This is a genomic window from Brachybacterium sp. SYSU DS0246, from assembly GCF_059391765.1.
Genome location: NZ_JBZXYT010000041.1, coordinates 1 through 26,196, shown reverse-complemented (window position 1 = coordinate 26,196; position 26,196 = coordinate 1). Strand labels below are relative to the sequence as shown.

Annotated in this window: 26 protein-coding genes and 3 tRNA genes; 13 read left to right on the top strand and 16 right to left on the bottom strand. The window is 69.8% G+C overall.

Translation table 11 applies throughout. The features are described 5' to 3' along the window. Window positions 1–118: 118 nt before the first annotated feature. Window positions 119–469, bottom strand: a complete 351-nt coding sequence (locus AC5020_RS15765) for a thiamine-binding protein (protein ID WP_464988971.1) — start codon at window positions 467–469, stop codon at window positions 119–121. 128 nt (window positions 470–597) lie between these two features. Between AC5020_RS15765 and AC5020_RS15760 the strand changes: the two genes are divergently transcribed. The 3 genes from AC5020_RS15760 (at window position 598) to AC5020_RS15750 (ending at window position 1,539) form a co-directional block, all read left to right on the top strand. Continuing rightward, window positions 598–673 (top strand) — tRNA-His (locus tag AC5020_RS15760). 146 nt (window positions 674–819) lie between these two features. Then, complete coding sequence (locus tag AC5020_RS15755) at window positions 820–1,200, top strand: DUF4440 domain-containing protein (protein ID WP_464988970.1); 381 nt, start codon at window positions 820–822, stop codon at window positions 1,198–1,200. An 18-nt stretch (window positions 1,201–1,218) separates the two neighbouring features. Next, on the top strand, window positions 1,219–1,539 hold the full coding sequence (locus AC5020_RS15750; protein WP_464988969.1) for an MmcQ/YjbR family DNA-binding protein: 321 nt from the start codon (window positions 1,219–1,221) through the stop codon (window positions 1,537–1,539). Between the two features lie 60 nt (window positions 1,540–1,599). Here the strand turns inward: AC5020_RS15750 and AC5020_RS15745 are convergent, their stop codons facing one another. Then, the gene (locus AC5020_RS15745; protein WP_464988968.1) at window positions 1,600–2,352 is read right to left on the bottom strand and encodes a GntR family transcriptional regulator; all 753 of its coding nucleotides are present in this window, start codon (window positions 2,350–2,352) and stop codon (window positions 1,600–1,602) included. Between the two features lie 60 nt (window positions 2,353–2,412). Between AC5020_RS15745 and AC5020_RS15740 the strand changes: the two genes are divergently transcribed. Further along, window positions 2,413–4,929 (top strand): GcvT family protein, encoded by a 2,517-nt coding sequence (locus AC5020_RS15740; protein ID WP_464988967.1) that lies wholly within the window; start codon window positions 2,413–2,415, stop codon window positions 4,927–4,929. A 28-nt stretch (window positions 4,930–4,957) separates the two neighbouring features. Here AC5020_RS15740 and AC5020_RS15735 read toward each other — a convergent pair whose 3' ends face one another. Then, on the bottom strand, window positions 4,958–5,731 hold the full coding sequence (locus AC5020_RS15735; RefSeq protein WP_464988966.1) for an IclR family transcriptional regulator: 774 nt from the start codon (window positions 5,729–5,731) through the stop codon (window positions 4,958–4,960). A 149-nt stretch (window positions 5,732–5,880) separates the two neighbouring features. Between AC5020_RS15735 and AC5020_RS15730 the strand changes: the two genes are divergently transcribed. From AC5020_RS15730 to AC5020_RS15715, 4 genes are all read left to right on the top strand, one after another. Next, the gene (locus tag AC5020_RS15730; RefSeq protein WP_464988965.1) at window positions 5,881–7,119 is read left to right on the top strand and encodes a glycine cleavage T C-terminal barrel domain-containing protein; all 1,239 of its coding nucleotides are present in this window, start codon (window positions 5,881–5,883) and stop codon (window positions 7,117–7,119) included. Window positions 7,120–7,144: 25 nt separating this feature from the next. Then, window positions 7,145–7,963, top strand: a complete 819-nt coding sequence (locus AC5020_RS15725) for a methylenetetrahydrofolate reductase (protein ID WP_464988964.1) — start codon at window positions 7,145–7,147, stop codon at window positions 7,961–7,963. Between the two features lie 103 nt (window positions 7,964–8,066). After that, window positions 8,067–8,882 carry a GTP pyrophosphokinase gene (locus AC5020_RS15720; RefSeq protein WP_464988963.1) on the top strand — a complete coding sequence of 272 codons (816 nt, stop codon included), beginning with the start codon at window positions 8,067–8,069 and terminating at the stop codon, window positions 8,880–8,882. A gap of 128 nt (window positions 8,883–9,010) precedes the next feature. Then, entirely contained in the window at window positions 9,011–9,796 is a 786-nt protein-coding gene (locus AC5020_RS15715) for an NAD-dependent epimerase/dehydratase family protein (RefSeq protein ID WP_377792869.1), read from the top strand. A 28-nt stretch (window positions 9,797–9,824) separates the two neighbouring features. Here AC5020_RS15715 and AC5020_RS15710 read toward each other — a convergent pair whose 3' ends face one another. Further along, window positions 9,825–12,038, bottom strand: a complete 2,214-nt coding sequence (locus AC5020_RS15710; RefSeq protein WP_464988962.1) for a heavy metal translocating P-type ATPase — start codon at window positions 12,036–12,038, stop codon at window positions 9,825–9,827. Window positions 12,039–12,337: 299 nt separating this feature from the next. On the opposite strand from AC5020_RS15710, the gene AC5020_RS15705 reads away from it, so the two are divergent. Both AC5020_RS15705 and AC5020_RS15700 read left to right on the top strand, forming a co-directional pair. After that, window positions 12,338–12,553, top strand: coding sequence for a heavy-metal-associated domain-containing protein (locus tag AC5020_RS15705; RefSeq protein ID WP_377792867.1), 216 nt, complete (start codon window positions 12,338–12,340; stop codon window positions 12,551–12,553). Window positions 12,554–12,652: 99 nt separating this feature from the next. Beyond that, window positions 12,653–14,965, top strand: a complete 2,313-nt coding sequence (locus AC5020_RS15700) for a heavy metal translocating P-type ATPase (protein ID WP_464988961.1) — start codon at window positions 12,653–12,655, stop codon at window positions 14,963–14,965. 182 nt (window positions 14,966–15,147) lie between these two features. Here AC5020_RS15700 and AC5020_RS15695 read toward each other — a convergent pair whose 3' ends face one another. From AC5020_RS15695 to AC5020_RS15665, 7 genes are all read right to left on the bottom strand, one after another. Beyond that, a complete protein-coding gene (locus AC5020_RS15695; RefSeq protein ID WP_377017522.1) occupies window positions 15,148–15,384 on the bottom strand; it encodes an acyl carrier protein in 237 nt (78 codons plus the stop codon). A 263-nt stretch (window positions 15,385–15,647) separates the two neighbouring features. After that, a complete protein-coding gene (locus tag AC5020_RS15690; protein ID WP_464988960.1) occupies window positions 15,648–16,547 on the bottom strand; it encodes an SDR family oxidoreductase in 900 nt (299 codons plus the stop codon). A gap of 159 nt (window positions 16,548–16,706) precedes the next feature. Next, window positions 16,707–17,903 carry a zinc-dependent alcohol dehydrogenase gene (locus AC5020_RS15685; protein WP_464988959.1) on the bottom strand — a complete coding sequence of 399 codons (1,197 nt, stop codon included), beginning with the start codon at window positions 17,901–17,903 and terminating at the stop codon, window positions 16,707–16,709. Between the two features lie 61 nt (window positions 17,904–17,964). Next, window positions 17,965–18,921, bottom strand: coding sequence for a cation diffusion facilitator family transporter (locus AC5020_RS15680; protein WP_494564449.1), 957 nt, complete (start codon window positions 18,919–18,921; stop codon window positions 17,965–17,967). A 53-nt stretch (window positions 18,922–18,974) separates the two neighbouring features. Then, window positions 18,975–19,463 (bottom strand): substrate-binding periplasmic protein, encoded by a 489-nt coding sequence (locus AC5020_RS15675; protein ID WP_464988957.1) that lies wholly within the window; start codon window positions 19,461–19,463, stop codon window positions 18,975–18,977. Between the two features lie 229 nt (window positions 19,464–19,692). After that, window positions 19,693–20,262, bottom strand: a complete 570-nt coding sequence (locus AC5020_RS15670; RefSeq protein ID WP_377017514.1) for a hemerythrin domain-containing protein — start codon at window positions 20,260–20,262, stop codon at window positions 19,693–19,695. Between the two features lie 242 nt (window positions 20,263–20,504). After that, window positions 20,505–20,578: transfer RNA gene (locus AC5020_RS15665), tRNA-Lys, on the bottom strand. A 196-nt stretch (window positions 20,579–20,774) separates the two neighbouring features. Here AC5020_RS15665 and AC5020_RS15660 point away from each other — a divergent pair. Beyond that, entirely contained in the window at window positions 20,775–21,671 is an 897-nt protein-coding gene (locus AC5020_RS15660; protein WP_464988956.1) for an NAD-dependent epimerase/dehydratase family protein, read from the top strand. 56 nt (window positions 21,672–21,727) lie between these two features. On the opposite strand, the gene AC5020_RS15655 is transcribed toward AC5020_RS15660, so the two are convergent. Further along, the gene (locus AC5020_RS15655) at window positions 21,728–22,312 is read right to left on the bottom strand and encodes a sugar O-acetyltransferase (protein ID WP_464988955.1); all 585 of its coding nucleotides are present in this window, start codon (window positions 22,310–22,312) and stop codon (window positions 21,728–21,730) included. 74 nt (window positions 22,313–22,386) lie between these two features. Further along, the gene (locus tag AC5020_RS15650; RefSeq protein WP_464988954.1) at window positions 22,387–22,842 is read right to left on the bottom strand and encodes a GNAT family N-acetyltransferase; all 456 of its coding nucleotides are present in this window, start codon (window positions 22,840–22,842) and stop codon (window positions 22,387–22,389) included. 136 nt (window positions 22,843–22,978) lie between these two features. On the opposite strand from AC5020_RS15650, the gene AC5020_RS15645 reads away from it, so the two are divergent. Then, window positions 22,979–23,395 carry a YchJ family protein gene (locus tag AC5020_RS15645; RefSeq protein ID WP_464988953.1) on the top strand — a complete coding sequence of 139 codons (417 nt, stop codon included), beginning with the start codon at window positions 22,979–22,981 and terminating at the stop codon, window positions 23,393–23,395. A 102-nt stretch (window positions 23,396–23,497) separates the two neighbouring features. On the opposite strand, the gene AC5020_RS15640 is transcribed toward AC5020_RS15645, so the two are convergent. Together AC5020_RS15640 and AC5020_RS15635 are read right to left on the bottom strand one after the other, a co-directional pair. Further along, window positions 23,498–24,037: a hypothetical protein gene (locus tag AC5020_RS15640; protein ID WP_464988952.1), complete on the bottom strand. Its 540-nt coding sequence runs from the start codon at window positions 24,035–24,037 to the stop codon at window positions 23,498–23,500. A gap of 114 nt (window positions 24,038–24,151) precedes the next feature. After that, window positions 24,152–24,907 (bottom strand): SDR family oxidoreductase, encoded by a 756-nt coding sequence (locus AC5020_RS15635; RefSeq protein ID WP_464988951.1) that lies wholly within the window; start codon window positions 24,905–24,907, stop codon window positions 24,152–24,154. A 146-nt stretch (window positions 24,908–25,053) separates the two neighbouring features. On the opposite strand from AC5020_RS15635, the gene AC5020_RS15630 reads away from it, so the two are divergent. Beyond that, window positions 25,054–25,135: transfer RNA gene (locus AC5020_RS15630), tRNA-Leu, on the top strand. 547 nt (window positions 25,136–25,682) lie between these two features. Here the strand turns inward: AC5020_RS15630 and AC5020_RS15625 are convergent. Then, the gene (locus tag AC5020_RS15625; protein WP_377017500.1) at window positions 25,683–25,925 is read right to left on the bottom strand and encodes a hypothetical protein; all 243 of its coding nucleotides are present in this window, start codon (window positions 25,923–25,925) and stop codon (window positions 25,683–25,685) included. Between the last annotated feature and the right edge of the window lie 271 nt (window positions 25,926–26,196).

Here is a 26,196-nt window from a genome sequence, read left to right as displayed (position 1 = left end):
ACGCGTCGAACAGACACGCGAACCCCGAGAAGCACCCCGTGAACGCCGAAGCGGGGGCACCCACCGGCCAGTGGATGCCCCCGCTTCACCCTGCACACTTGACAGAAGGACCTACATATCAGTTCTCGTCGAGCCGGTCGATGGCCGTCTGGAGGCGATCGATCTTCCCGTCGAGCTCACCGGTGCGGCCGGGACGGATATCCGCCTTGAGCACCAACGAGACGCGGGAGCCGTAGCGAGCGGCCTCGTCGGTGGCGCGCCGCACGACATCCATCACCTCGTCCCACTCGCCCTCGATCTCGGTGAACATCGAGGAGGTGCGATGCGGGAGGCCGGAGTCGCGCACGATGCGCACGGCGGCGGCCACGGCATCGTGGACGCTGGCACTGTCGGCGTCGTCGGTGAGCCGGCGTGCGATGGCGGGGTCGGAGGGTTCACCGGTGGGCTGGATGGAGAAGGCAACGATCATGGATGCAGTCTCCGCCCCGTGAACGCCCGGTGCAATGCGTCTCACATGCTCACCGGCGCTGTGGAGGCGGTGTTCGAGGCTCGGAGACGGTATGCTCGTCTCTCGTTGCGGGCCACGGTTCGCACATGGTGGTCGTAGCTCAGTTGGTAGAGCTCCTGGTTGTGGTCCAGGCGGTCGCGGGTTCAAATCCCGTCGATCACCCCATCTGACCTGCGGAAACAGGTCCAACGTGCCGTCCGGAGATCGCTCTGGACGGCACGTTTGCTCCCAAGCTGACTTCACGGCGCCAGCGTCGCGCTCACCAGGAACGCCTTCTTGCCGTTGTGTGCCGCGCGCGGCCATGATGAAGCATGGACATCGACGAAATGCTCGAACTCGAGCACCAGGGCTGGGGCGCGCTCTGCGGCGGCACCGGGGCGGACTTCTACGGCGAGATCATGACCGAGGACGGCGTCATGATACTGGCCCACGGCTACGTCTTCGACCGGCAGAGCGTCATCTCCTCGCTGCGCGATGCCCCGACGTGGGACCGCTACGAGATTCGCGACGAACGGCTGATCGGCGCCGGTGCGGAGACAGCGATCCTGGTCTACTCGGCGCTCGCATTCCGCGGGGACGAGGCACCCTTCAACGCCCTCATGTCCTCCACGTACACGCGGCGGGACGGCCGGTGGCGGCTCGCCCTCTATCAGCAGACACCGGTCCCCGCCGATACATCTGCTCAGGCCTGATCCGGAACGGATCCGCCGGTGAGCGACGAATCGGACGTGCGGCGCCTGGCGATGGCGCTGCCGCAGGTCACGGAGAAGACCTCATACGGCACCCCGGCCTTCTATGCGGCCGGGAGGATCTTCGCCCGGATGCACGAGGAACCCGGCGTCCTGGTCTGCTGGCGCTCCGACCTCGACCAGCGCGAGGTGCTGCTGGCTGCCGACCCCGCCGCGTTCTTCACCACGCCGCACTATCGCGGGCACGCAAGCGTGCTGGTGCGCCTCGAGCGCATCTGCCCGGACGAGCTGGCGGAGCTGCTGGCCGAAGCCTGGGAGGCCCGGACCGGTCGCCGGATATGACCGCCTGCCCCATGCCCACGCACTCACGGCTGTGACGACCATGAGAGCCGGAGGCGCGGGTCACTCGATGAGGACCTCGCGCATCTCCCGCCAGAAGCCGGTGACGTGGGCGCGCGCCGCCTGCTCCGCGCGGTCCGCGTCGCCCTCGATCACCGCGGTGAGGACATCGACGTGCTCGTCGACCGCCTCGTCCAGGCGCTGGACCCGTTCCAGGCCGAGGAACCACAGGCGCAGACTCAGAGTGAGGTAGGTGCCGAGGGTGTCCTGAAGGTAGCGATTGTGCGTGGCGCGATGGACGCAGTGGTGGACGCGCTGGTCGGTGCGGATCAGTGCGCGGATAGTCTGGGCCTGCTGGGCATGTCGGGCCTGCTCGATCTCCGCCAGCAGCTCCGCGGCCAGGCGCCGGTCCTCGACGTCGGCCCGCTCGGCCGCCAGGCGGGCGCCGAGCCCCTCGAGGTCGACCCGCACCTCGGAGACGTGCTTGAGATCGCGCACCTCCACCGGCGCGACCACCATCCCGCGACGGGCATAGACGGTGACCAGCCCTTCGTCGGCCAGGCGCCGCACCGCTTCGCGCACAGGGGTCCGGCCCAGCTGCAACCGGTCGCGGAGCTCGGATTCATCGAGCCCGGACCCCGGCGGCAGGGCCAGGGTGACCAGCAGATCTCGGATGCGGTAGTAGGCGATCTGTGACAGCGACGCCGGGGTGACCCCGGGCGGGACGAGCACCGTCAGGCCGTCGAGCGCCCCGCCCCGACCGTCGCGGTCGTGGTCGTGGTCGTGGTCGTTGCGGTCTTCGTCGTCCGAACCCATGGCGTCACTCCCCTCGCTGATATATCTTGAGGATACCCACGGAGAGTTCGGGAGGACGCCATGGCACAGTTGCCGGACCGCGCAGACATCGTCGTCATCGGGGCCGGGGTGGTGGGCAATGCCGCTGTCCGGCATCTCGCCGACCTCGGATGGCGCAACATCGTCCAGATCGACAAGGGTCCCCTGCCGGACCCGGGCGGCTCGACGGGGCACGCCTCGAACTTCGTCTTCCCCGTCGACCACTCCAAGGAGGTCACCGACCTGACGGTGGACTCGCTGCGGCAGTACGAGGAGCTCGGGGTGCTCTCGATCTGCGGCGGCATCGAGGTTGCCCGCAGCCAGGAACGAATGCAGGAGCTCACCCGCCGCATGACCTCGGCGAGATCCTGGGGCGTCGAGGCGCATCTGATCAGCCCGGCCGAGATCCAGGAACTCGTGCCGTACTGCAACGCGAACCTCCTGATCGGGGGGTTCCACACGCCCACCGGCGCGATCGTCGACCCGCTGGCCGCCGGCGCCCTCTTCCGCCAGTACGCGGAGGATCTCGGCGCGCTGACCGTCTGTCCCGAGACCGAGGTGACCGACATCCAGGTCACCTCCGGCAGGGTCGAACGCGTCGTCACCGACCGCGGCGAGATCGAGACCGAGCTCGTCGTCGTGGCCTGCGGCGTCTGGAGTCCACGGATCGCCGCGCTGGCCGGGGCATCGATCCCGCTCACCCCGGCCGTGCACCAGATGATCGACGTCGGCCCCATCCCCGAGCTCGAGCGCAGCGAGGAGTGGATCAGCTTCCCGCTGCTGCGGGACATGGACTGCCTGATGTACGAGCGCCAGCGCGGGCCCGACCTCGAGATCGGCTCCTACGCGCACCGGCCGCTGCTGCACCGTCCCGAGGAGATCCCGCCCTACGGAGCGCCGGGTCAGGCCTCCCCGACCTCCTTCCCGTTCACCGAGGAGGATTTCACCCAGCAGCTCGAGCACGCACGGGAGATGTTCCCTCAGCTGCTGACTGACCCCGAGCCGCCCCGTCAATCGGCCCTGAACGGGCTGCTGTCGGTGACACCCGACGGCGGCGCGCTGGTCGGCGAGACCCCGGAGGTGCGCGGGCTGTGGTCGGCGGCGGCCGTGTGGATCAAGGAAGGCGCCGGGGTGGGCCGCATGCTCGCCGAGCTGATCACCGACGGCGTCAGCGAGATCGACCACCACGGATCCGACATCGCCCGCTTCCACCCCGCCGCCCGCACCCAGGCCCACGTGCTCGCGCGCGCCGCGGAGGGCTTCCCGAAGATCTACGGCATCAGCCATCCCCGGGAGCAATGGCTCTCCGATCGCCCCCTGCGCACCAGTCCGTTCCATCCGCGCACCGACGCGCTGGGGGCCGAGTACTTCGAGGCCGCGGGGTGGGAGCGGCCGCAGTGGTACTCCTCCAACGCCGACCTGGTCGAGGAGTACGCCGGGCAGATCACCCGGCGCGACAGCGAGTGGGACGCGCGGTGGTGGTCCCCGATCATCGAGGCCGAGCACCTGGCGATGCGCGAGCGGGTCGCGATGATCGACCTCGGCGCCTTCGCCATCTTCGACGTCTCCGGGCCCGGCGCCCTCGCCCTTCTCGAACACCTCGCGATGGCGAAGGTCGACGTGCAGGTCGGGCGCGTGGTCTACACCCCCATGCTCACCCCCGCCGGCGGGTTCCGCAGTGACCTCACCATCGTGCGCCGCGGGCCCGAGGAGTTCCGGGTGATCACCGGCGGCGCCGAGGGCAGCAGGGACCTGAAGTGGCTGCGCGACCACCTGCCGGCCGACGGCAGCGTGCACCTGGAGGACCGGACCTCGGCCCTCAGCACGGTCGGTGTCTGGGGCCCGCGGGCACGGGCGCTGGTCTCGTCGCTGACGACACATGATCTGTCCGACGCCGCCTTCGGCTTCGGCACCTCGCAGGACGTCGAGCTCGGCTCGGTGCCCGTCTCGATGCTGCGGATCTCCTACGTCGGCGAGTTCGGCTGGGAGATCCATGTCCCCAGCGAGCACGGTCTGCGCCTGTGGGACATGCTGTTCGAGGCCGGCCAGGAGCACGGAGTCCGTCCCGCAGGCATCGGGGTGTACGGCACCACGGGCCGCATGGAGAAGGCCTACCGACTGATGGGAGCCGAGCTCACGGCGGAGTACGACCCGGTCGAGGCCGGGCTGGCACTGCCGAAGGTCAAGCGACCGGATTTCGTGGGCAAGCAGGCCTACCTCGAGGCGCGCGAGAGCGGCCCGGCGGCCACACTGTGCACCCTCGCCCTCGAGCCACCGGCCGACGGGACGCCACCGCGCTTCATGACCGGCAGCGAGCCCGTCCTCACGCCGGACGGCGCCCCGATCGTCGACGCCCGCGGGCGGCGCTCCTACGTCACCTCCGCCGGCCCGGCACCGTCGCTGGGCCGCTATCTGCTGATGGCCTACCTGCCGCCGGAGCTGGCCGGCGAGGGGACGCGGCTGCAGGTGGAGTATCTCGGCGGTCATCACCCTGTCTCGGTGCTGACCGTAGGGCGCACGCCCCCGTTCGACCCCGAGGACACCCGGATGAAGGCCTGAGTGCGGCGCGCAGAGGGCACTCCTCGTCTCAGCCGGTGACCTCCACCCGGTGCCCGAGCCGTCGGGAGATCTCCCGAGCCCCGCCCAGCAGGGTCTCGGCGGCAGCGGGCAGCTCGTCCGGGGCGAGCCGGTACGTCGGCCCCGCGGCCGAGAGCGCGGCGATCACGGTGCCCTCGGGGCCGTAGATCGGGGCCGCGACGGCGTTCAGCCCCTCCTCGAACTCCTCGACGGCCTGAGCCCAGCCGCGCTCGCGGATGATCCGCAGTTCCCGCCGCAGCAGGTCGGGCGCGGTGATGGTGCGCTCGGTGAAGCGCTCCAGATCGGCGGCGATCAAGGGCTCGGACTCGTCGCGAGGCAGATGAGCCAGCAGCATCTTCCCGCTGGAGGTGGCGTGCAGGACCGTCCGTCCTCCCACCCAGTTGTGCAGCGCGACCGTCCGGGTCCCTTCCGCCTGGTAGAGATTCACGGCGGATCCGGAGCGGTAGACGGCGAGGTTGACCGTTTCGCCGAGCTCTTCGGCCAGCGCGTCGCACACCGGGCCCGCCTGGTCGGTGAGGTCCAGCCCGGAGCGGGTCGAGGCCGCCAGCCGCAGCACGCCGACCCCGAGCTGCACGACGGAGCCCGCTTCGGAACGTTCGACCAGGTCATGATTCTCCAGCGCCCCCAGCAGGCGCGACGCCGTGGAGACGTGGACATCGAGCTCGCGCGCGATCTGCCCCACGCCCGACTGCCCGTCGCGCGCAAGGATCTCCAGCACCTGCGCCGCTCGTTCGACCGACTGCACCGTTCCCGTTCCCGGCATGCGATTCCTTCCATCCCTCCTGCTGATACGGCCTGCTCGCAGCGCCCGTCCGACCGACGTCGCCGCGATCGTTGCGCTATACGCAAAGCATTGCGTATAGCGCATCCATGGTGTCACAGTGGAGTACGGACGCATATTGGAGGCACACGATGACCGTGAACCAGAACCCAGGCATGCTGCTCTACCCGCGTCTTCGCAAGTCCCCGTTCTTCTACGCATCGAGGCGTCACGGGGTCGCGAAGTACAGCGTCTACAACCACACCTACCACCCCCGCCACTACGGCGACCCGGTCGCCGAGTACTGGGCGCTCCTGGAGGGCGTCACCCTCTGGGACGTCGGCGTCGAGAGGCAGATCGAGATCTCCGGGCCGGACGCCTTCGATTTCACGAACCTGCTCGTCACACGTGACCTGTCGAAGTGCAAGGTCGGTCAGTGCAAGTACGTCTTCCTCACCGACCAGCACGGCGGCATCCTCAACGACCCTGTGCTGCTGCGGGTCGAGGAGAACCGCTTCTGGCTCTCCCTCGCCGACAGCGACATCCTGCTGTGGGCCCGCGGCGTCGCCACCTACGCCGGGATGGACGTGCAGATCGAGGAGATCGACGTCGGTCCCGTCCAGGTCCAGGGCCCGAAGTCCTACGCCGTGCTGCGGGATCTGCTCGGGGACGCCGTCGCCGACATCAAGTACTACTACCTCCACGACTTCCAGATCGACGGGATCGACGTGACCGTCTCGCGCACCGGGTACACCGGCGAGATCGGCTACGAGATCTACGTCCACAACGCCTCCCGTGATGCCGAGCGGCTGTGGGAGCTGGTCTGGGAGGCCGGTGAGCCCTACGGCATGAAGGTGATCGGCCCCTGCCATATCCGTCGCATCGAGGGCGGCATGCTCGCCCACGGTGCGGATATCACCGTGGGTACCAACCCCTTCGAGGTCGGCATGGGCTACGACTGGATGGTCGACCTGAACCAGGAGGGCGACTTCATCGGGAAGCAGGCCCTGACCCGGATCAAGGCCGAGGGGCCGAAGCGCAAGCTCGTCGGCCTCGAGATCGCCGGCCCGAAGCTGGGCTCGTACAACGACGGGTCGATGATCGATCGCTTCCCCGTCCATCACGACGGCGAACGGGTCGGCGAGGTCACCTCCGCCTGCCACTCGCCGCGCCTGGGCAAGAACATCGGCCTCGCACTGGTCCCGGCCGGACTCTCGGACCTGGGCACCGAGTTCACCGTCCAGACCGGCGAACCCACCGGGGCCGGAGGCGTCTCGGATTCCGAGCCCGTCGCAGCCGTGGTGGTGCCCAAGCCGTTCATCGACCCGACGAAGGAGCTGCCCAAGAGCGACGTCAAGGAGCTGTCCGGCAGTGGCGCCACAGCAGCCTGAGAGTTCCGCGCCGTGGCCGGTGGCCATGACGGACGCCCCGCAGTTCGAGGTGATCCCGCTGCCGGGCGTCGCCGAGGAGGCGGCCCGGCAGCTGCCGGCCGGTTCGCGGGTGACCGTGACGGCCTCGGGGCGCCACGGCCTGGAGGCGACGCTGGCCACGGCGCGGGAACTCTCCTCTCTCGGATTCACCGCCATCCCGCATCTGGCCGCGCGGCAGGTGCCGGGCGAGTCCGCTCTGGAGACGATCCTGACGGGCCTGGAGTCCGACGGGATCGGGGAGGTGTTCGTCATCGCCGGGGACGCGGCCGAGCCCGCCGGGAGCTTCACCGGGGCCTCGGACCTGCTGGCCGCGATGGCCGGCACCGCGCACGGGTTCACGGTGGGCGTGGGCGCGCATCCGGAGGGTCACCCGTTCGTCGACGAGGAGGAGGCGATACGTCTGCTCCAGGAAAAGGCGGCCACCGCTTCCTACCTGGTCACCCAGATGTGCTTCTCCGCGCAGCCGCTGCTGCGCTGGACGCGGCAGGTCCGTGAGCACGGCATCGAGCTGCCGGTGCGTCCCGGGGTGGCGGCGCCGACGGGCATGAAACGGCTGCTGCGGATCGCGGGCAAGGTCGGCGTCGGGCCGTCGCTGCGCCTGCTGGGCAGCCACCGATCCGGGATCCGGCACCTGCTGGGCCCGGGGTCCTGGAGCCCCGATGCGCTGCTGACCGAGCTGGCCCCGGCGTTCGAGGATCCGGCCCTGCGGCTCGAGGGCCTGCACGTGTACACGTTCAACTCGCTGGAGACCACGGGCACATGGTGGGCCAGGCAGAGCCCTGAGCAGAGGCGGCCCGCGAGCTGAGCGGCGTCCCCATCGACGCGGCGACCGGGACGGTCCCACCACTCGCTCAGGCGGATCTGGCAGGGTCGGGAGGGCTCAGACCTCCCCCGAAGGGACCACGTGGATGGAACAGCTGGACCCGGGCGCCGACGACCCCACCGAGACGGAGCGCGACCTCGTGCGTGCGCGGCAGGACCGCGTGCTGCAGAGCCAGGACGATCCAGAGCTCCTGACCGCGCAGCTCCAGCAGGTCCACCAGGAGTTCACCAGGCTGCGGATGCACTACCAGTTCGGCATCGACGAGGTCGAGACGAAGGTCAACGTGCTGCGCCAGGAGTTCGAGCAGATCCACGACTACAGCCCCATCGAGCACGTCCGCTCGCGCCTGAAGTCCACCGAGAGCCTCCTGGAGAAGGCCGTCCGCACCGGCGGCGACATGACCATCGCGGCCATCCGGGAACGGGTCCACGACATCGCCGGGATCCGCATCACCTGCAGCTTCGTCTCGGACGTGTACTGGATCGCGGACATGCTCAGCCGGCAGCCGGATCTCGAGGTGCTCACGGTCAAGGACTACATCGCCGAGCCGAAGCCCAACGGGTACCGCTCGCTGCACCTGCTGGTGCGCGTGCCCGTCTTCCTCTCCGAGCACACCGAGCATGTGCCGGTGGAGATGCAGCTGCGCACGATCGCCATGGACTTCTGGGCCAGCACCGAGCACAAGCTCTCCTACAAGTACCGCCGGCAGCTCCCGGCCCACCTGCGTGCGGAGCTCGACGACGCCGCCCGCGTGGCCACCGATCTCGATGCCCGCATGGAGCGGATGCGCCGCGAGATCCGGCCAATGCCCGAGCACGGCGATACGGACGGCGATGCCGACAGCGGCCGGCGCGGGGACGAGCCCGAGGAGTCGCGCGACGGCCGGGCCCCCGGCGCCTGACCAGCCCCTTTCCCCCGCTCGCCCCTGCGGTCCGCGCAGCGGCGGACCCCACGCCCTCGGTCAACGCGCTTCCGATCCGCACGGTCGGCGCGGTTCCGTGCCGGCGCCCCGCGACCCATAATGGCCGCATGAGTGACTCGACGAAGCGCGTACTGATCACCGGAGCGACCGGGGGCGTCGGCTCCCACCTGGCGGAGGACCTGAAGCAGGACTACGACCTGGTGCTGCAGGGCCGCAGCGCCGAGAAGGCCCCGCCGGGCACCGAGCTGCAGGTCGCCGACCTCGCCGAGTACGACAAGCTGGTGGCGATGATGGACGGCGTGGACACCGTGGTGCATCTGGCCGGCGCCGCCTCCCCCGAGTCCAGCTGGGATCTGGTGCTGGAGGCGAACCTCATCGGGCTGCGCAACGTCCTGGAAGCCGCTCGTGAGGCCGGGGTGCGCCGCATCGTCTTCGCCTCCTCCAACCACGCGATGGGCATGTACGACCGCCACGAGGAGTGGCCGGTCTACCCCCATCAGATCCAGCGCGGCGATTCGCTGTACGGCGTCTCCAAGATCTTCGGGGAGGCCCTGGGCCGCTTCTACTACGACGAGCACGGCCTGGACTTCATCGCACTGCGCATCGGCTGGGTCTCGGAGGATCCGCTCGAGGCCGACGAGGACGTCCTGCGCGCCATGTGGCTGAGCCCTGCCGACTGCGCCCGCGTGGTGCGACGCGCCATCGAAGCCGAGGTGCGGTTCGGGCTGTATTACGCGATCTCCGACAATCCCAACCGGCGCTGGTCGCTGACCAACACGACCCTCGAGCTGGGCTACCGTCCCCAGGATTCCTGGACGGATCTGACCGACACCCCGGAGAAGGTCGTCGAAGGCGGAGCGGACGTCCGCGACACCTGGCCCCAGGGGTCCTGACGCTCCTCGCCCCTGCGGGTCGCGCCGTTCAGCTACTCGTCTCCCCCGCGACGACTGCCTGTGGGTCGAGATCCAGGCGGCGCAGCAGCTGCGCATTGGCAGCGACCACGATGGTCGAGGCCGACATCAGCAGAGCGCCGACGGCCATCGGCAGCATGAACCCGATCGGGGCGAGCACGCCCGCGGCCAGCGGCACCGCGATGATGTTGTAGCCGGCGGCCCACCAGAGGTTCTGCGTCATCTTGCGGTAGACCGCCGTGGACAGGCGCAGGACCGAAAGCACTGCGCGAGGGTCGTCGGAGGCCAGGACCACGCCGGCCGAGGAGATCGCGACATCCGTCCCGGCGCCGATCGCGATCCCGACGTCCGCCTGGGCGAGTGCCGGCGCATCGTTGACACCGTCTCCGACCATGGCGACCGTCCGGCCCTGCCGCTGCAGCTCCTGGACCTTCTCGCTCTTGTGCTCCGGACGGACCTCGGCGAAGACCTCGTCGATGCCGAGCTCGCCGGCGACCGCCTCCGCCACCGGACGCGCATCGCCGGTGATCATCGCGACCCGGACCTCGCGGTCGTGCAGGGCTGAGATCGCCTCTCGCGATTCCTCGCGCACCTGGTCGCGGAGGCCGAGGGCGCCGGCGACCTGACCGTCGAGGACCACGTGCAGCACGGTGTCGCCGCGATCCGACCACTGGTCGGCCTGTGGCATCGGTTCGAGCCGGTTCTCCTCGAGCAGCTTCGGGCCGCCGACGGCCACCGCTCGTCCGCGGATGTCGGCGGTGACGCCGACCCCGGTGGAGGCGCGGAAATCCTCGGCGCGGGGCACCTCGAGCTCCCGCGCCCGGGCGGTGGCGATGATCGCGCGCGCCAGCGGATGCTCGCTCTCGGATTCGGCCGCCGCTGCCAGTGCGAGGAGCTCGCCGTCGTCCCCGTCGATCGCCTCGAGGTCGGCCAGGGCCGGTTCACCCCTGGTCAGGGTGCCGGTCTTGTCGAACAGGACCGTGTCGACCGTGCGCATCCGCTCCAGGGCCGCACGGTCCTTGATCAGCACCCCGGCGCGGGCGGCGCGCTCGGTGGCGATCGAGACGACCAGGGGGATCGCCAGGCCGAGGGCGTGGGGGCAGGCGATGATCAACACGGTGATCGTCCGGGTGAGCGCGAGGTCCGGGCTGCCGGCGAGCGTCCACACGATCGCGGTGAGGAGCGCGGCGCCGAGCGCGAACCAGAACAGCAGGGCGGCAGCCCTGTCGGCCAGCAGCTGTGCTCGCGTGCTCGAGGACTGTGCGTCCGCGACCAGTTTCTGGATGCCGGCCAGCGCGGTGTCGTCACCGACGGCGTCGATGCGCACCGTCAGGGCGCTGTCGGTCGCGACGGTGCCGGCGACCACCGTCGCGTCGGCCTCGCGGTGGACGGGCTGGGATTCGCCGGTGATCATCGATTCGTCGACATCGGCCTCGCCGTCCACGACGGTGCCGTCGGCCGGTATGCGCCCGCCCGGACGGACCCGGACGTGGTCGCCGCGCTGGAGCTCCGAGGGGGCGACCCTGACCACGTCGTCGTCTCCGACCAGCTTCTCCGCCTCGTCGGGCAGGAGGGCGGCCAGGGAGTCCAGGGCCGAGGAGGTCTGGGCGAGGGAGCGCATCTCCAGCCAGTGGCCCAGCAGCATGATCACGACGAGGAAGGCCAGCTCCCACCAGAAGTCCAATTCGGAGGAGAGCAGGCCGAGGCTGGCCCCGAGCGAGGCGACGAAGGCGACGGTGATCGCCATGCCGATCAGGAGCATCATCCCGGGGGTGCGGGAGCGGAGCTCCGAGACCGCTCCGGTCAGGAACGGCCTGCCGCCCCAGAGAAAGATGATCGTGCCCAGCACGGGCGGCACCGCGTTCAGGCCCGGGAGGGCCGGCAGGGTGTAGCCGATGAGGTCGGCGAACGTGCGGCTGAGCAGGACTGTCGGGAGGGAGAGGACCAGGCTGATCAGGAACAGCCGACGGAACATCGCGACGTGGTCCTCATGCCCGCCGTGGCCGCCGTGCCCGCCGTGGCCCTCCTCATTCCCGTGACCTCCGTGGTTCCCGTGATCCTGGTGATCCCCGTGGGGCTCGCGGCCCCCACGGCTCTCCTGGCTCTTGTTCTCGTCGTGGCCGCCCGACCCGTGATGGGTCCCGCTGCCTCCGTGGGACCCGTGGCTGTCGTGCTCGCGCAGATCTGCCCGGGCATCGCCATCGGGAGTCGGGACGCTGCTCATCGTCATGTCCTTCCTGATCGACGCGGACCTGCAGGGCGGTGGGGTCGTGCTGGGCGGCGCGACGGCGTCGGACGGCGTCACGGCGTCGGACCGCCGGCCACGACGACGCCACCGTACCCCCCAGGGGTATCGTAGGCAACGGCCCGGAAAGGTCTCACACCCGGCGGGAGCTGGCGCCACGCTCCGCGCGATCAATCTCCTCACGCTTGACCTTTTATACCCCCCAGGGGTATAAATCGTGGAGAGACGACCGCCGGCGGGAGACCCCGTCGGCGCCCGAGAACACGAAGGAGAGCCTCATGAGCGCGACCACGAGCCGATTCCAGGTCACCGGAATGACGTGCGGACATTGCGAGATGTCGGTGCGTGAGGAGGTCGGCGAGATTCCCGGGGTCCAGCACATCGAGGTCAGCCACGAGACCGGCGACCTGGTCGTCACCTCGGACCAGCCCGTCGAGGACGGCGACGTCCTCGCTGCGGTCGAGGAAGCCGGCTACTCCGCGACCCGGGCCTGAGAGCCGAAGCCTGGCGAACCGACCGGTCACCCGGCACGACCGGACGCCTGAGTCGACCACACCTCCCGTATTCGAACCCGCCTCCCGAGAGAGGACCCCATGCCCACGTCACCGTCCCAGCTGCCCCTCGGCACCGATATCGAGCTCGAGATCGGCGGGATGACGTGCGCCTCGTGCGCCAACCGGATCGAGCGCAAGCTCAACAAGCTCGGTGGTGTGACCGCCTCGGTCAACTACGCGACCGAGAAGGCGCGGGTCACGATGCCCGAGGGCTGCTCCCCCGAGGATCTGGTGGCCGAAGTGGAGCGGACCGGGTACACCGCGACGCTTCCGCAGCCCGCGGCCGCCGACGAGGACTCGCACGGCGAGAAGCAGCAGGATCCGGAACTCGCTTCGCTGCGGCAGCGGCTGATCGGATCGGTGGTGCTCTCGGTGCCGGTCATCCTCCTGGCGATGATCCCGGCGCTGCAGTTCACCTACTGGCAGTGGGCCTCGCTCGCCCTGGCCGCCCCCGTCATCGTCTGGGCCGGCTGGCCGTTCCACCGTGCCGCCTGGGTCAACCTCCGCCACGGCGCGGCGACCATGGACACGCTGATCTCGGTCGGCACCGCCGCGGCGTTCCTGTGGTCGCTGTATGCGTTGTTCCTGGGCTCGGCAGGCATGCCCGGCATGAGGCACAGCTTCGAGCTGAGCATCGCGCCGTCCGACGGGGCGGCGAACATCTACCTCGAGGTGGCCGCCGGGGTCACGATGTTCATCCTCCTGGGCCGTTACCTCGAGAAGCGGTCCAAACGACAGGCCGGTGCCGCACTGCGGGCCCTGCTGGACATGGGCGCCAAGGACGTGGCCGTGCTGCGAGGCGGCGAGGAGAGCCGCATCCCGGTCTCCGAGCTGGCCGTGGGCGATGAGTTCGTGGTCCGTCCCGGCGAGAAGATCGCGACCGACGGCACGGTGGCCTCCGGGCGCTCCGCGGTCGACGTCTCGATGCTGACCGGCGAAGCGGTCCCCGTCGAGGTGGGCGAGGGTGACGACGTCACCGGAGCCACCGTCAACGCCGGCGGCCGTCTGCTGGTGCGGGCCTCGCGGGTCGGCTCCGACACGCAACTGGCGCGGATGGCCGCGATGGTCGAGGAGGCGCAGTCCGGGAAGGCCGAGGTCCAGCGACTGGCGGACAGGGTCTCGGCGATCTTCGTCCCCGTCGTCATCACGCTCGCCGTCCTTGTGCTGATCGGCTGGCTCGTCGCGGGGTTCCCCGTCGAGGCCGCCTTCACCGCCGCCGTGGCGGTCCTGATCATCGCCTGCCCGTGCGCGCTGGGCCTGGCCACCCCGACCGCGCTGCTGGTGGGGACCGGCCGCGGCGCCCAGCTGGGCATCCTCATCAAGGGCCCTGAGATCCTCGAGTCCACGCGCCGGGTCGACACTGTGGTGCTGGACAAGACCGGCACCGTCACCACGGGCACCATGACGCTCCTCGACGTCGTCCCCGCCGCCGGCGTGGACCGCGCGGAGCTGCTGCGCCTGGCGGGCGCCGTCGAGGACGCCTCCGAGCATCCCATCGCCCGGGCGATCGCGCGCGGCGCCGCCGAGGAGATCGGCACGCTGCCCACGCCGGCCGAGTTCGAGAACCTCGAAGGCCGCGGCGTGCGCGGCACCGTCGAGGAGAAGACCGTGCTCGTCGGTCGCGAGGGCCTGTTCGCCGAGCCGGTCCCGGGCGAGAGCTCGCACGGGCTGGATGCCGGGCTCCTGGATCCTGCCCTCACCACCGCGAAGGCCGACGCCGAGCGTCAGGGCCGCACCGCCGTCATCGTCGGCTGGGAGGGCCAGGCGCGGGGAGTCCTCGTCGTCGCCGACACCGTCAAGCCCACCAGTGCAGAGGCGGTCCGCGCGCTCCGCGCGCTGGGCCTGTCGCCGATCCTGCTGACCGGGGACAACCGCGCCGCCGCGCAGCAGATCGCCTCGGAGGTCGGTATCGACGAGGTCATCGCCGAGGTGCTGCCTCAGGACAAGATCGACGTCGTCTCCCGCCTCCAGGAGAACGGCAAGGTCGTGGCGATGGTCGGGGACGGTGTCAACGACGCCGCCGCGCTCACCCAGGCCGACCTGGGCCTGGCGATGGGCACCGGCACCGACGTCGCGATCGAGGCGGCCGACCTCACGCTGGTGCGCGGAGATCTGCGCAGCGCGGCCGACGCCATCCGCCTCTCCCGGCGCACCCTCGCCGTCATCAAGGGCAATCTGTTCTGGGCCTTCGCGTACAACGTGGCGGCCATCCCCCTGGCCGCGCTGGGGCTGCTGAACCCGATGCTGGCGGGGGCGGCGATGGCGTTCTCCAGCGCCTTCGTGGTCATCAACAGCCTGCGCCTGCGCGGCTTCGCGGGTCGGGCCGGGGACTCGCTCCCGGCGTCTCGCTGAGCGAGCGCTCAGGAGGCCCCAGCTGCCGCTGCGCGTGCGCTCTGCATCGCGGTTCCGGCACGGCGAAGGCCCCGCCGGGATGCCGGCGGGGCCTTCGTGGTGACGGATCGGGCGGGCCCGGTCCGGGGGTCACGTCATCGCGGAAGCCGATGAGCGTTCCCCGCTGAGTCTCGGGCTGCCCCTCAGTTGGGGCTCGTGTTGTCGGTCCCGCCGAGCTCGCGGAGGAACCGATGGCATTCCTTCGCACGCTCGGCGTCCTGTTCCATGACCTTCTCGAAGAAGGCTGCGATCTCCTCCTGCTCCGCATTTCGCGCATCGCGCACGTACTGGCCGTAATCATGGCCGGCCTTGAGTGCGTGGTACTGCACGGAGATCAGGTCGAACGTGACGTCGTCGAAACCAGTCTGTCCAGCAGGCATGCATTCCTCCTTCAGATCGGCCGGAGGGACGCACCAGGCGATTCACCTCCAGCGACGTGTCACCGGTAAACCCGGCTGATACAGGCTTAACACCGCCGCCGGGAACGGACAAGCCCCGCCCCGCGAATCGAGGTCACAGGCCTTGCCGAGTGGTCAGTGCCGGCTTGTTCGCGAAAGCCATCGGGTGGCCCCGGCGTTCTCCGACTCCCCGGGGCGCGCCGTTCTCGGGCGGCCTCATCGACATTCCACAAATCCGCAGCGCCTCACGGCGAGGGCATTCCGCCGTTGACGTTCAGCGTCTCCCCCAGCACGTAGCTGGACTCCGGGGAGGTGAGGAAGACGTAGGCCGGGGCCAGCTCGGTGGGCTGACCGGCGCGGCCCAGCGGCGTGCTCTTGCCGAACTCGGGCAGGGCCTCCTTGGGCTGCCCGGCGGAGACCTGCAGCGGCGTCCAGATCGGCCCGGGCGCCACACCGTTGACGCGGATGCCGCGCGGGGCGAGCTGCTGGGCCAGACCCTTGGTGAAGTTGTTGATCGCGGCCTTGGTCGAGGCGTAGTCGATCAGCGTCTCCGAGGGCTGGTACGCCTGGATGGAGGTGCTGTTGACGATCGTGCCCCCGGCGGGGAGGTGCTTCAGAGCAGCCTTGGTGATGCGGTACATCGCGTGGATGTTGACCTCGTAGGTGCTGACCCACTGCTCGTCCTCGAGATCCTCGAGGCTCTCGATGGCGATCTGGCGCCCGGCATTGTTGACCAGGGCGTCCAGGCCTCCGAGCTCGCGCACGGCGTCCTCGACCAGCTGGGCGCAGAACGCCGCGTCGGAGAGATCACCGGGCAGCAGCACCGCCTTGCGACCGGTCTGCTCGATGACGCCGGCGACGTGCTCGGCATCCTTCTGCTCGGCCGGAAGGTAGTTCATGGCCACGTCCGCGCCCTCGCGGGCGAAGGCGATGGCGACGGCGGAGCCGATGCCGGAGTCGGCGCCGGTGATCAGTGCCTTGCGGCCCTCGAGACGGCCGGTGCCGCGGTAGGTGTCCTCACCGCGGTCGGTGCCGGGGATCAGTTCGGCGTCGAGACCGGGTTCGGGCTGGTCCTGCTTCGGCGGCGAGACGTCGGGGAAGCGGTCGACGGGATTGACGAGTGCGAGCTGGTCGTTCGAGGCCATATGGATCCTCTCCTCGGTGCGGTTCATCTGTGCGTGACGGCCACGGTGTGCGTGGCCGCCGGTCTGGGAGGGCCCGACGGGCGGTCGCGGGACGCTGCTGCGGGACCACGTGCCGGACCGCAGGTGGCCGCCGGTTCGGGCCCGGGCGCCGGTCGCGAATCAGCTGGACGGTGCGGCGCCGGAGGGGTCGAGGACGACTTTGATGCACCCGTCGTGCTTCTTCTGGAAGAGGTCGTAGCCGACGGGTGCTTCCTCGAGCGGCAGGCGATGGGTCACCAGGTCCCCGACGCCGAGCGGATCGGCGGGGTCCTCGACCAGCGGCAGCAGCTCATCGGTCCACGAGCGCACGTTGCACTGGCCCATGCGCATCTGGACCTGTTTGTCGAACATGGTCAGCAGCGGCATCGGGCTGGCGGTGCCGCCGTAGACGCCGGACAGCGACACGGTCCCGCCCCGGCGGACGAGGTCGATCGAGGTGTGCAGGGCGGCGAGGCGGTCGACGCCGGCGCGCTCCATCATCGGCCCGGAGATCGCCTTGGGCAGCTTCGCGACGAGCGAGTGGGCCAGGCCGGCGAACGGGCTCCCCTCGGCTTCCATCCCGACCGCGTCCAGCACGGCGTCGGGTCCGCGGCCACCGGTCTGCTCCCGGATCTCGTCGACGGTGTCCTCGCCGAGGTCGAACACCTCGATGCCGTGACGCTCGGCCATGGCGCGCCGCTCAGGAACGGGATCGACGCCGATCACACGGGCACCGAGATGGCGCCCGATCCGCGCGCCCAGCTGGCCGACGGGACCCAGCCCCATCACGGCCAGGGTCCCGCCGTCGGGCACGTCGGCGTACTTCACGCCCTGCCAGGCCGTGGGAAGGATGTCGCTGAGGAAGAGGTAGTTCTCGTCGGGCAGCTCCGCACCGACCTTGACCAGCCCGTAGTCGGCGTGCGGAACGCGGAGGTATTCGGCCTGGCCGCCGGGGACCTGTCCGTACAGCTTCGAGTAGCCGAACAGGGCCGCCCCGGAGCCGTACTCCGTGACCTGGGTGGTCTCGCACTGGGACTGCAGCCCGCTCGAGCACATGCCGCAGTGGCCGCAGGCGATGTTGAAGGGGACCACGACGCGATCACCGGGCCGGACGTGGGTGACGTCCTGGCCGACCTCCTCGACGATCCCCATCGGCTCGTGGCCGATGACGTCCCCGGGGCTCATGAACGGGACGAGCACGTCGTACAGATGGAGATCGGAGCCGCAGATCGCGGTGGAGGTCACCCTGATCACCGCGTCGGTGGGCTGCTGGATCGTGGGGTCGGGAACATCCTCCACGCTCACGTGCTCGGTACCCTGCCAGGTCACTGCTCTCATGATCGTGTCCTCGCCTCGATGTCATCCGTGCGGAGATCTCCACGGTAGAGGCCTGGGGCGTTCACGTCCGCAGGGTCGACCGAAAGGTCTGGGTCGGCGGCAGCTCCGGCACCGGCGCGACCACCACGTCGTGGACCTTCCAGTCCAGGTCACGGATCCGATCGCGAAGCTCCGCGCAGTTCCCGGCCCCTCCCCCATGCTGCTCATGGGGAACGACGAACACCTCGGCGTGGAAGACGTGGCCCTCGTCGCGCACCCGAGCGCGCGCCTCGCGCACCCATGGCGCCGCTTCGGCATGCTGCTCGATCTCCAGGGTCAGCGGGTGCGGCTCGGAGTCGTCATAGGTGCGAGCCTCGGTGTCGGTGAGACCGCCGATCGAGGAGCGGAGGTTCTTCAGGCCGTCGCGGAGGATCGAGACGGAGACGATCAGTGCGCCCACCGAGTCCGCCCACCACAGGCCCAGGCCCACGCCCAGCACACCGCCGATGGTCGCGACAGCGGTGGTCCAGTCCGCCTTGTTCATGTCGGCGTCGGCGAACAGCACCTTGTCGTGCAGCGGCTCGGACAGCTTCAGCTTCATCCGGCCCAGCACCACCGGTCCGATGCTGGTGACGGCCATGACGGCCACCATCAGCCATCCCGACCAGATGCCGTGACCGGCGATCACGGTCAGCCCCATCGGGGGTCGCTCGACCGTGACCAGCGTCTTGACCGAGTCGATGGACAGGTACGCGCCCATCACCAGCAGTGCGAGCGCGGCAACCATATGGGCGACCCCGATGGAGCGGTGGAATCCGTAGGGGTGCAGGCGATCGGGCTGCTTGCGGATACGGCGGATGGCGATCAGGAAGGCGATCGGGGGCAGCAGAGAGAGCATGTCCTCGGCCCAGGCCGCCCGCATCGCCTGGGACTGGCCTGCCACGAGGGCCACCAGGGCGACGGTGGCCGACATCCACGCCAGCGTGATCCATTCGAGGCGGATGGCGCGCTGCAGCACCTTGCGCTGCTCCTGGCCCATCGCATCGCGGCCCGAACCGGTGTCCTCCTCGCCGCCTTCACCATCATGCTCGCTCACAGCTCACCAGCCTCCTTCGCGAGGAACCGCTCGAGATCGACCATCAGGGCATTCTCACCGGGCTGTACACCCATCACGATCTTCACCGTCTTGCCCTCGGGACCCTCGGTGGTCGTATAGGGCCGGGTCAGGGCGATCTTCGAGGACCAGGGTGCCTTCGAGGACAGACCGCCGACGACGAGGTCGAGCTGGCCGGCCTTCATCTTCTCGGCAAGGGTGTTCTCCCCCGCCGGCACCCAGGTGATCTCGGCGTCGATGGACTCGGCGTACTCGCTCACCAGCTCCACCTCGGAGCCGCTGACCTCACCCTCGGGACCGACCTCGGTGAACGGCGGGTTCTCGCTGATACCGACGCGCAGCTCACCGCCGGTGGCGCGGTCGAGCGTTCCCTGCGCGTCTGCGGGGAAGTGGCCCTGGCATCCGGTCGCGGCGATGACCAGCATCCCGATGAGGACCAGTGCCCTTGTGATCCGTGTGCTCAACATGAAATCTCCTCCGATGCGGCCGGTCACGCCCCGACCGGCCCTGCACCGGGACACTGTAGGCACACAGCGGTCTCTGCTGCGTCCCTCAGCGGCGGGACGGACCGGGAGGTAGATCCATGAACTGGATCCGCGGACCGCGCGCCCATACCCCAGCGAGTGCTCGCCAGGCGCACGCCCGCCTCCGACGCGCCCCGGTCAGGTCGCGTCGGAGGCGGGCGCCGTGGGTTCGTCAGTCGGTGTTGCGGCCGGTGAGCTTGTCGCGCAGGCGATCGACCATGCCGACACCCGGGCCGACGGACTTGTGGAACAGCTCCGAGTGCGGTGCGTTCGGGTGCGGCCGGGTCGGAGCGGCCTGCTTCGCCTTCTCGACCTTCTCCGCCATCTCCACGAGCTCGCCCTGGGGGATGTTCTCCCGCAGCTTGGGGAACTGCTCGTCCTCCTCGTCGTGGACGTGGTGGTCGAGCTTGTCCTCGAAGGTCTTGATGAGGTCGAGGAACTCGGCGCCGGAGGCGTCGACGTCCTCGAGCTGCTTCATCACGTCGACGAGCTCGTCGTGCTCCTGCTTGTCGTGCTCGACCTCTTCGTCGCCGCCGGGGACGTGCTTCTGCACCGCGGGGTAGACGATCATCTCCTCCGCCACCGAGTGACGCATGACCTCGGCGATCACGGTGTCGGCGGTGTCCCGGCGCTCCTGCGGGTCGGGGTTTCCCTGGATCTGCCGCAGCAGGTCCAGCATGGCGTGATGGTCGGCGGTGAGAACGTCGACGACGTCCTGCTGCGAACTCTGCGTCTCGGTCACGGTGTCCCTCCGTCGGGTGGTGTGCGGGCACGACCGGGCCCCGCTGACGGGGCCGGACTCTCGTGGCCGACGCTAACGCCCGTGTGGCGTGAAGAACACCTTCCCGACCCGGCGGTCGTTCGGGCCCAGGCCCATCATCGGACGCACGGGGCGCGGATCGATCGGCACCGCCCTCGGGCCAGGTCGACCGGTAGAGACGCGAAGAGGCCCCACCGAATGACCGGTGGGGCTTCTTCTCCAGGTGCGCCATCAGGGACTCGAACCCCGGACCCGCTGATTAAGAGTCAGCTGCTCTAACCAACTGAGCTAATGGCGCGAACAGATGAAGACTTTACCCGCTCATCCCCTCACGTCCAAGGTGGGCGGGCGCTCTGTGAGCGAGCGAACAGGTCACCTGCTGGTTCCGCCTCGGACCGACGGAGCGGCCGGGCATCCAGGAATCGCCTAGACTCGACCATCCCAGGAATGTCGGCGCGCGAGGGTCCGGTGGACGCTCGGCGGAGGAGGTCGGAGTGAGGATCGCGGTCACCGGTGCCACGGGTGTGCTCGGGCAGGAGGCGGTGGAGGCTCTGGTCGCCGCCGGACACGAGGTCACCGGGATCACCCGCCGCGATTCCGGCGTACCGATCGTCGAGGGACGAGGCGGCGCGGCCGTCGTCGCCGACGTGTTCGACGCCTCCGACCTCGCCCGTGCCTTCCGCGGTCACGACGTCGTCATCAACACCCTCGCCCACGTGCCCGTCGGCATGGCCGGGCTGCGCCCCCTGGCCTGGCGGGAAGACGACAAGCTCCACCTCGAGGCGTCCGTCGCGATCGCCAAGGCGGCCGCCGAGGCCGGTGTGCGCAAGTTGATCCAGGAGTCCACGATCTTCCTGTACCCCGACAACGGGTCGGACTGGATCACCGAGGATCAGCCGCTCAGCGTCCACAACCAGGCGTTCCGCCCGCGGGTGAAGGAGATGCGGGCCGCGGTGGACTTCACGACCTCCGGTCGCAGCAGCGTGGTGCTGCGCCTGGGCCAGCTGTTCGGCCGTGACCCGCACACCACCTACGCGCTGAAGGCCACCCGCTCGGGGGACCCGATCCTGCTGGGCCGGCCCGATGGATACGTGACGCTGCTACACCACACCGACGCCGGCCGCGCCTTCGTGGCGGCCCTGCGCGCGGACAGCGGCTTCTACAACGTCGGCGGGGAACCGATCCCTCGTCGGCGCTGGGCGAAGGACCTGGCCATGGAGGCCGGTGTCGATCAGCCCGCGAAGTTCTACCCGGAGATCACCCAGGCGATCGTCGGCACCCGGCTGGACACGCAGCGGCGTTCGCTGCGCGTCTCCTCGGTGCGCTTCATGTCGGAGACCGGATGGTGGCCGACGATCGGCCCCTCGACCCCGGGCTGGTCCCGCCGCTGACGCGGCCCGATCAGAGCCTCGGTATCGGACGCCTCCGCCGTCGTGGCCGGAGCCGGTCAGAGCGTCCGCACGACCCGCGCCGGGCTGCCGACGGCGACGCTGCGGGCAGGGACGTCCCTGGTGACGACCGCTCCCGCCCCGATCACGGAGTCCGCGCCGATGCTGACTCCCGGCAGGATGGTCGCGCCTCCGCCGATCCAGACGTTGTCACCGACGGTGATCGGCTCGGCCGCCTCCCATCCCTGGCGACGCGGCTCGGGTTCGAGCGGGTGGACGGGAGTGAGCAGTTGGACGTTGGGCCCGAGCTGACAGTTGTCACCGATGCGTATCTCGACCACGTCCAGTGCCGTCAGGTGGTAGTTGACGAAGGTGCCCGCACCGATATGCAGGTTGCTCCCGTAGTCGAGGTACAGCGGAGCTCGCACATGCGCGCCCCTGCCGAACGTGCCGAGAAGATCACCGAGGATCTCCTGGGCTGTGTCGGGGTCCTCGGCGTAGTCGCGGTTGAAGCGCGCCGAGAGGGCCAGTGCCCGGCGGTAGGCCATCTGGATCGCAGGATCATCGGCGAGGTACCAGTCCCCGGCCCTCATCTTCTCCAGCGGGGAGCGCTGGTCGTTCTCGTCGACATGGAAGCTGTGCATGATCCGAGCCTAGGCGGAAGCAGCGAGCGGTCGTACCGGTCGGGATGCTCCGCGCGGCCGGCACGGCACCGGGATCAGCGCGGCAGGCGCGTCCCCAGGCTCGGCGCGGAGTCCACGAAGCCCAGGGAGCGGTAGAGCTTCTGTCCGGGCGGATCGGCGAGCAGGGTGATGTACGGATTCGGCGGCGCGGCGGCATCGATCCGGGCGATGAGCTCCTCCATCACGGCGCGGCCGAGGCCCTGACGCTGATGGTCGGGGTCCGTGGCGATGTCGGCGAGGTGGAAGTACCAGGTGCCATCGCCCAGCACCCTGCCCATCGCGGCGAGGGCGTCGTCGTCGGTGCGCACGGTGGTCCAGGCCCAGCTGGCCCTCAGCGCACCGGCGGCCTGTGCATGGGTGCGTGGGCTCAGCCCGGCGACCTGCCGCAGGCGCACGTACTCATCGCTTGTGGGTGGCTCGTCCAGGAGGCGGTACCCGGAGGGGAGGTCGACGTGGTGGTGCTCGCCTGGTGCGGAGTGACGTTCGGGCATGCTCCGATCCTGCCATCCGCGATCCTGCGATCTGCGGGCACCGGTGCAGCTCGGTCGGGTCACACCGGACACAGGCACGCACTGCCACCGGCACTCGCTGGGATCGGCGCATGGCGGTCTCGGCGATACTCGAGGGATGAACGCTCCGCCCACTCCCCCGGCCGACGATTCGCGCTGCCCGTGCGGCACCGGTGACGCCTTCGGTGCGTGCTGCGGGCCCGTGCTGAGCGGGAGGCGGCGAGCAGCCACGGCGGTGGCGCTGATGCGCTCGCGGTACACGGCCTTCGCGATACGGGACGTGGACCATCTGCTGCGTACCTGGCATCCCACCCGGCGCCCCGACCGCGGCGACCTCGCGGAATCCGTCGCGGCCGACGTGCGATGGCTGCGGCTGGAGCTCGGTGAGACGACCGGGGGCGGCCCGTTCGACCGCGAGGGGACCGTGGAGTTCACCGCCATCGCGCGCACGCCACAGGGCCGCCAGGAGCAGCACGAGGTCTCCCGTTTCGTCCGGGAGGACGGCAGCTGGCTGTACGTCGACGGTGCGCTGTAGAGGCCGCCGTCGAGGCTGCAGAGACTCATCGGCGCCGGCCGCGCGGGGCGGCCGGCGCCGAGTGCCGGATATCAGCGGGTCGGGCCCGGTGGCCGGGCCGGTTCAGCGACGCGCTCTTCGGGCCTGCTTCGCGCCGTGCTTCGCCGCGGCACGCGTCTTCCGCGCAGCGCGGTCTGCCTTCGTCCTGACGGGTGCGACCGTGGCGGCCGTCGTCGCCTTGGCCTTCCCCGTCGCGCGAGCGGCCTTCGTCGTCACGGCCTTCTTGGCACCGGCGACGTCACGCCTGGCCGCCGCTGTCTTCTTCGTGGCCGCTGTGCCGGCCTTCTGCCGGGTCGTCCCGGCCTGCCGCGCCGCCCTGTCGAGCTTCTTCTGCGCCGCCTCGGGCGCCTTCCCGTCGCCGCCGGACAGGACGATCGCCGCCGTGACGCCTGCACCGATGAGGACCACGCCGATGACGCCGCCCGCGATCGCTACCGGGAGCGTCACGGGGGTCTTCTCGTCACCGGCGGCGGAAAAACCCTTCATCGAACCGACGAGCTCGTTCTTCCAGCGGGTGACCGCGTTCTTGGGGTTCACACGGTCGACCAGCTCATCGATGTCCGACGCGAGGTTGTCCTGCCGGCGATAGGCCTCGTCGCGCATGTCGTCCAGGCTCTTCTTCTTGGCCACCACTGCCTCCGGGGGTCGTCAGGGCTTGATTGCGCCGATCGTATCGCGAGCAGGCGTGCCGCTCGGAATCCTCCGCCGCGCGACTGGTCAGCCGCGGGTGCGGGCGAGGAAGTCCTCGGCCCCGCCGACGAGCTCGATGTGCCCCGTCGGAACGTCCGCCGTGGCCATGCGCGCGACCTCGGCGCCGAACTCCTCGACGGAGTACAGTTTGCCGGCGGCCTCGCGGCGCTGCTCCAGGGCGCCCGGGCGGGCACGGTTCAGCAGGGTCGCGGTGACGGTGCCCTCGATCATGTCGCCGGAGACGACGACGAAGGAGACGCCCCGGGCGGACATCTCGTCGATCCGTGCGGTCAACGCGGTCTCGCCGGCGCGCTTGGAACGCGCGACCTGCTCGTACTCCGGCATGGTCTCGACGTCGTCGATGAAGTGCGCCTGGTGGCTGGTCACGAAGACCACCCGGCCGCCGGTCGAGAGGTGCTCGAGGCCGGCGCTGAGGGCGTCGTTCTGGGCGTCGCGGTTCAGGCGCATCGCGTAATCCTCGCCGAGGTCGGCCTCCATGCCGCCGGAGGCGTTCAGGACCAGCAGGTCCAGGCTGCCGTAGGTGTCGACCGCGGCCTGCATGAGGGCGCGCACGCCCTCGGCCTCGGTGAGGTCGGCGCCGACGGCGATGGCCGAGCCGCCGGCCTGCTCGATCTCGCCGACGACCTTGTTGGCGCGGGGCGCCTTCTGGCGGTAGTTGATGACCACGTTGGCGCCCTGCTCGGCGAGCAGCTTCGCGGTGGCGGCGCCGACTCCGCGGGAGGATCCGGTGACGACGGCGGTCTTGCCTGCGAGGGCGCTCATGAGCAACTCCTGTGATGATTCGTGGTGAGGATTCGAGATGACGAGGGGCGAGCGGCCGCACCGTCTGGGGACGGGCCGAGTGCATCGCGCCACCAGCTCCCCGAGCCTACCGGAGCATCCCCCGGTGGCCGATAAGCTGGGCGGGCGCGCGAGTGGCGGAACTGGTAGACGCGCTGGATTTAGGTTCCAGTGCCTGAGGGCGTGAGGGTTCGAGTCCCTTCTCGCGCACGCATCCTTTCAGCCCTGACCTCCCACGTTCGGACTTCAGTCGGGCCTGTACAGGTGTGGTGGGCACGGAATGGGCACTGCGCCCCCTGGGGTACGACCGCGATGGGCATTCATGGTTGTCTGACACTCGCTGCATGCTGGCCCCCATGAGCGACCTCGCTGTCTTCTCCGCGCATCAGGCCGCCGTGCGGATCGTGCACGGGCTGGTGATCCAGTATCAGCTCACGGTCGAGGGCCCGATGCCCGATCGGTGCACTCCAAGCTCGACACGACGTTGCCTCAGTGAGCCGGGGCCGATTGCAAATTACTCGCTGGTGAACGGGTTTGAATGCCGACGCGCTGGGCTCTGCGCCGGTGCCTGAACGGGTTGGGATCAGAGGATAAATCCGTTGTTATCGAGACATAGCGACTCCCGGGCACCAAAGGGGTGCGGCGGACTGCCACATCGGACTGCCTTGCGGCGAAGTCTTAGACTGCTGCGGACGAGCGGAAGGTGGGGGCAATTCGTTTCGCCCCCACCTTCCACTGCTACGACGCGCGGTAGCTGCTAGCCCTTCTTCCCGAGGGCGGGCAGTGAGCGCTGCTCCTCGAGCTTCATAGCGACGCCCAGCACGAAGAATGTTGGCGCCCATTGACCGACGAATAGCCCCCAGCGGTCGGCCTGAGCGCGCGAGTCACTGGACTTCATGGCGGACATTGTCCACTGGGCGACCGTCAGGCCGATCGACGCAAAACCAGCGGTGTACATATGATCCGACCTCAACCCGAGGTCGCTCAGCATCTTCAGCATGATGTTCTCCATTCAGTGTGGTGGTGCGGTGTCAGGCGGGCGGGCCATATTGCTTGTTCAACGCGCCTGTCGCGGCCCGGCGGCCTACTCGACCAGGTTGAGCCGTTCCGCGGTGCCATAGAGACGCAGAGCGGGTCGGTGGGCTCAGGCCTGAGTTGGACCTCTTGAGCGAGGATCTGGTGGTTCAGCTGGTGTTCGTGCTGGTGAGGGGCTCGCGGTTGGCCGGGGTGACACACTAATGGGATGGTGTTTCTGCGGAAGGTGAGGACGG

Excerpts from the sequence above, each read along its gene's own strand:
- AC5020_RS15765 (WP_464988971.1), bottom strand. The coding sequence starts at position 469 with ATGATCGTTGCCTTCTCCATCCAGCCCACCGGTGAACCCTCCGACCCC.
- AC5020_RS15755 (WP_464988970.1), top strand. The coding sequence starts at position 820 with ATGGACATCGACGAAATGCTCGAACTCGAGCACCAGGGCTGGGGCGCG.
- AC5020_RS15745 (WP_464988968.1), bottom strand. The coding sequence starts at position 2,352 with ATGGGTTCGGACGACGAAGACCGCAACGACCACGACCACGACCACGAC.
- AC5020_RS15740 (WP_464988967.1), top strand. The coding sequence starts at position 2,413 with ATGGCACAGTTGCCGGACCGCGCAGACATCGTCGTCATCGGGGCCGGG.
- AC5020_RS15735 (WP_464988966.1), bottom strand. The coding sequence starts at position 5,731 with ATGCCGGGAACGGGAACGGTGCAGTCGGTCGAACGAGCGGCGCAGGTG.
- AC5020_RS15730 (WP_464988965.1), top strand. The coding sequence starts at position 5,881 with ATGACCGTGAACCAGAACCCAGGCATGCTGCTCTACCCGCGTCTTCGC.
- AC5020_RS15725 (WP_464988964.1), top strand. The coding sequence starts at position 7,145 with ATGACGGACGCCCCGCAGTTCGAGGTGATCCCGCTGCCGGGCGTCGCC.
- AC5020_RS15720 (WP_464988963.1), top strand. The coding sequence starts at position 8,067 with ATGGAACAGCTGGACCCGGGCGCCGACGACCCCACCGAGACGGAGCGC.
- AC5020_RS15715 (WP_377792869.1), top strand. The coding sequence starts at position 9,011 with ATGAGTGACTCGACGAAGCGCGTACTGATCACCGGAGCGACCGGGGGC.
- AC5020_RS15710 (WP_464988962.1), bottom strand. The coding sequence starts at position 12,038 with ATGAGCAGCGTCCCGACTCCCGATGGCGATGCCCGGGCAGATCTGCGC.
- AC5020_RS15705 (WP_377792867.1), top strand. The coding sequence starts at position 12,338 with ATGAGCGCGACCACGAGCCGATTCCAGGTCACCGGAATGACGTGCGGA.
- AC5020_RS15700 (WP_464988961.1), top strand. The coding sequence starts at position 12,653 with ATGCCCACGTCACCGTCCCAGCTGCCCCTCGGCACCGATATCGAGCTC.
- AC5020_RS15695 (WP_377017522.1), bottom strand. The coding sequence starts at position 15,384 with ATGCCTGCTGGACAGACTGGTTTCGACGACGTCACGTTCGACCTGATC.
- AC5020_RS15690 (WP_464988960.1), bottom strand. The coding sequence starts at position 16,547 with ATGGCCTCGAACGACCAGCTCGCACTCGTCAATCCCGTCGACCGCTTC.
- AC5020_RS15685 (WP_464988959.1), bottom strand. The coding sequence starts at position 17,903 with ATGAGAGCAGTGACCTGGCAGGGTACCGAGCACGTGAGCGTGGAGGAT.
- AC5020_RS15680 (WP_494564449.1), bottom strand. The coding sequence starts at position 18,921 with ATGGGCCAGGAGCAGCGCAAGGTGCTGCAGCGCGCCATCCGCCTCGAA.
- AC5020_RS15675 (WP_464988957.1), bottom strand. The coding sequence starts at position 19,463 with ATGTTGAGCACACGGATCACAAGGGCACTGGTCCTCATCGGGATGCTG.
- AC5020_RS15655 (WP_464988955.1), bottom strand. The coding sequence starts at position 22,312 with ATGCACAGCTTCCATGTCGACGAGAACGACCAGCGCTCCCCGCTGGAG.
- AC5020_RS15650 (WP_464988954.1), bottom strand. The coding sequence starts at position 22,842 with ATGCCCGAACGTCACTCCGCACCAGGCGAGCACCACCACGTCGACCTC.
- AC5020_RS15645 (WP_464988953.1), top strand. The coding sequence starts at position 22,979 with ATGAACGCTCCGCCCACTCCCCCGGCCGACGATTCGCGCTGCCCGTGC.
- AC5020_RS15640 (WP_464988952.1), bottom strand. The coding sequence starts at position 24,037 with ATGCGCGACGAGGCCTATCGCCGGCAGGACAACCTCGCGTCGGACATC.
- AC5020_RS15635 (WP_464988951.1), bottom strand. The coding sequence starts at position 24,907 with ATGAGCGCCCTCGCAGGCAAGACCGCCGTCGTCACCGGATCCTCCCGC.
- AC5020_RS15625 (WP_377017500.1), bottom strand. The coding sequence starts at position 25,925 with ATGCTGAAGATGCTGAGCGACCTCGGGTTGAGGTCGGATCATATGTAC.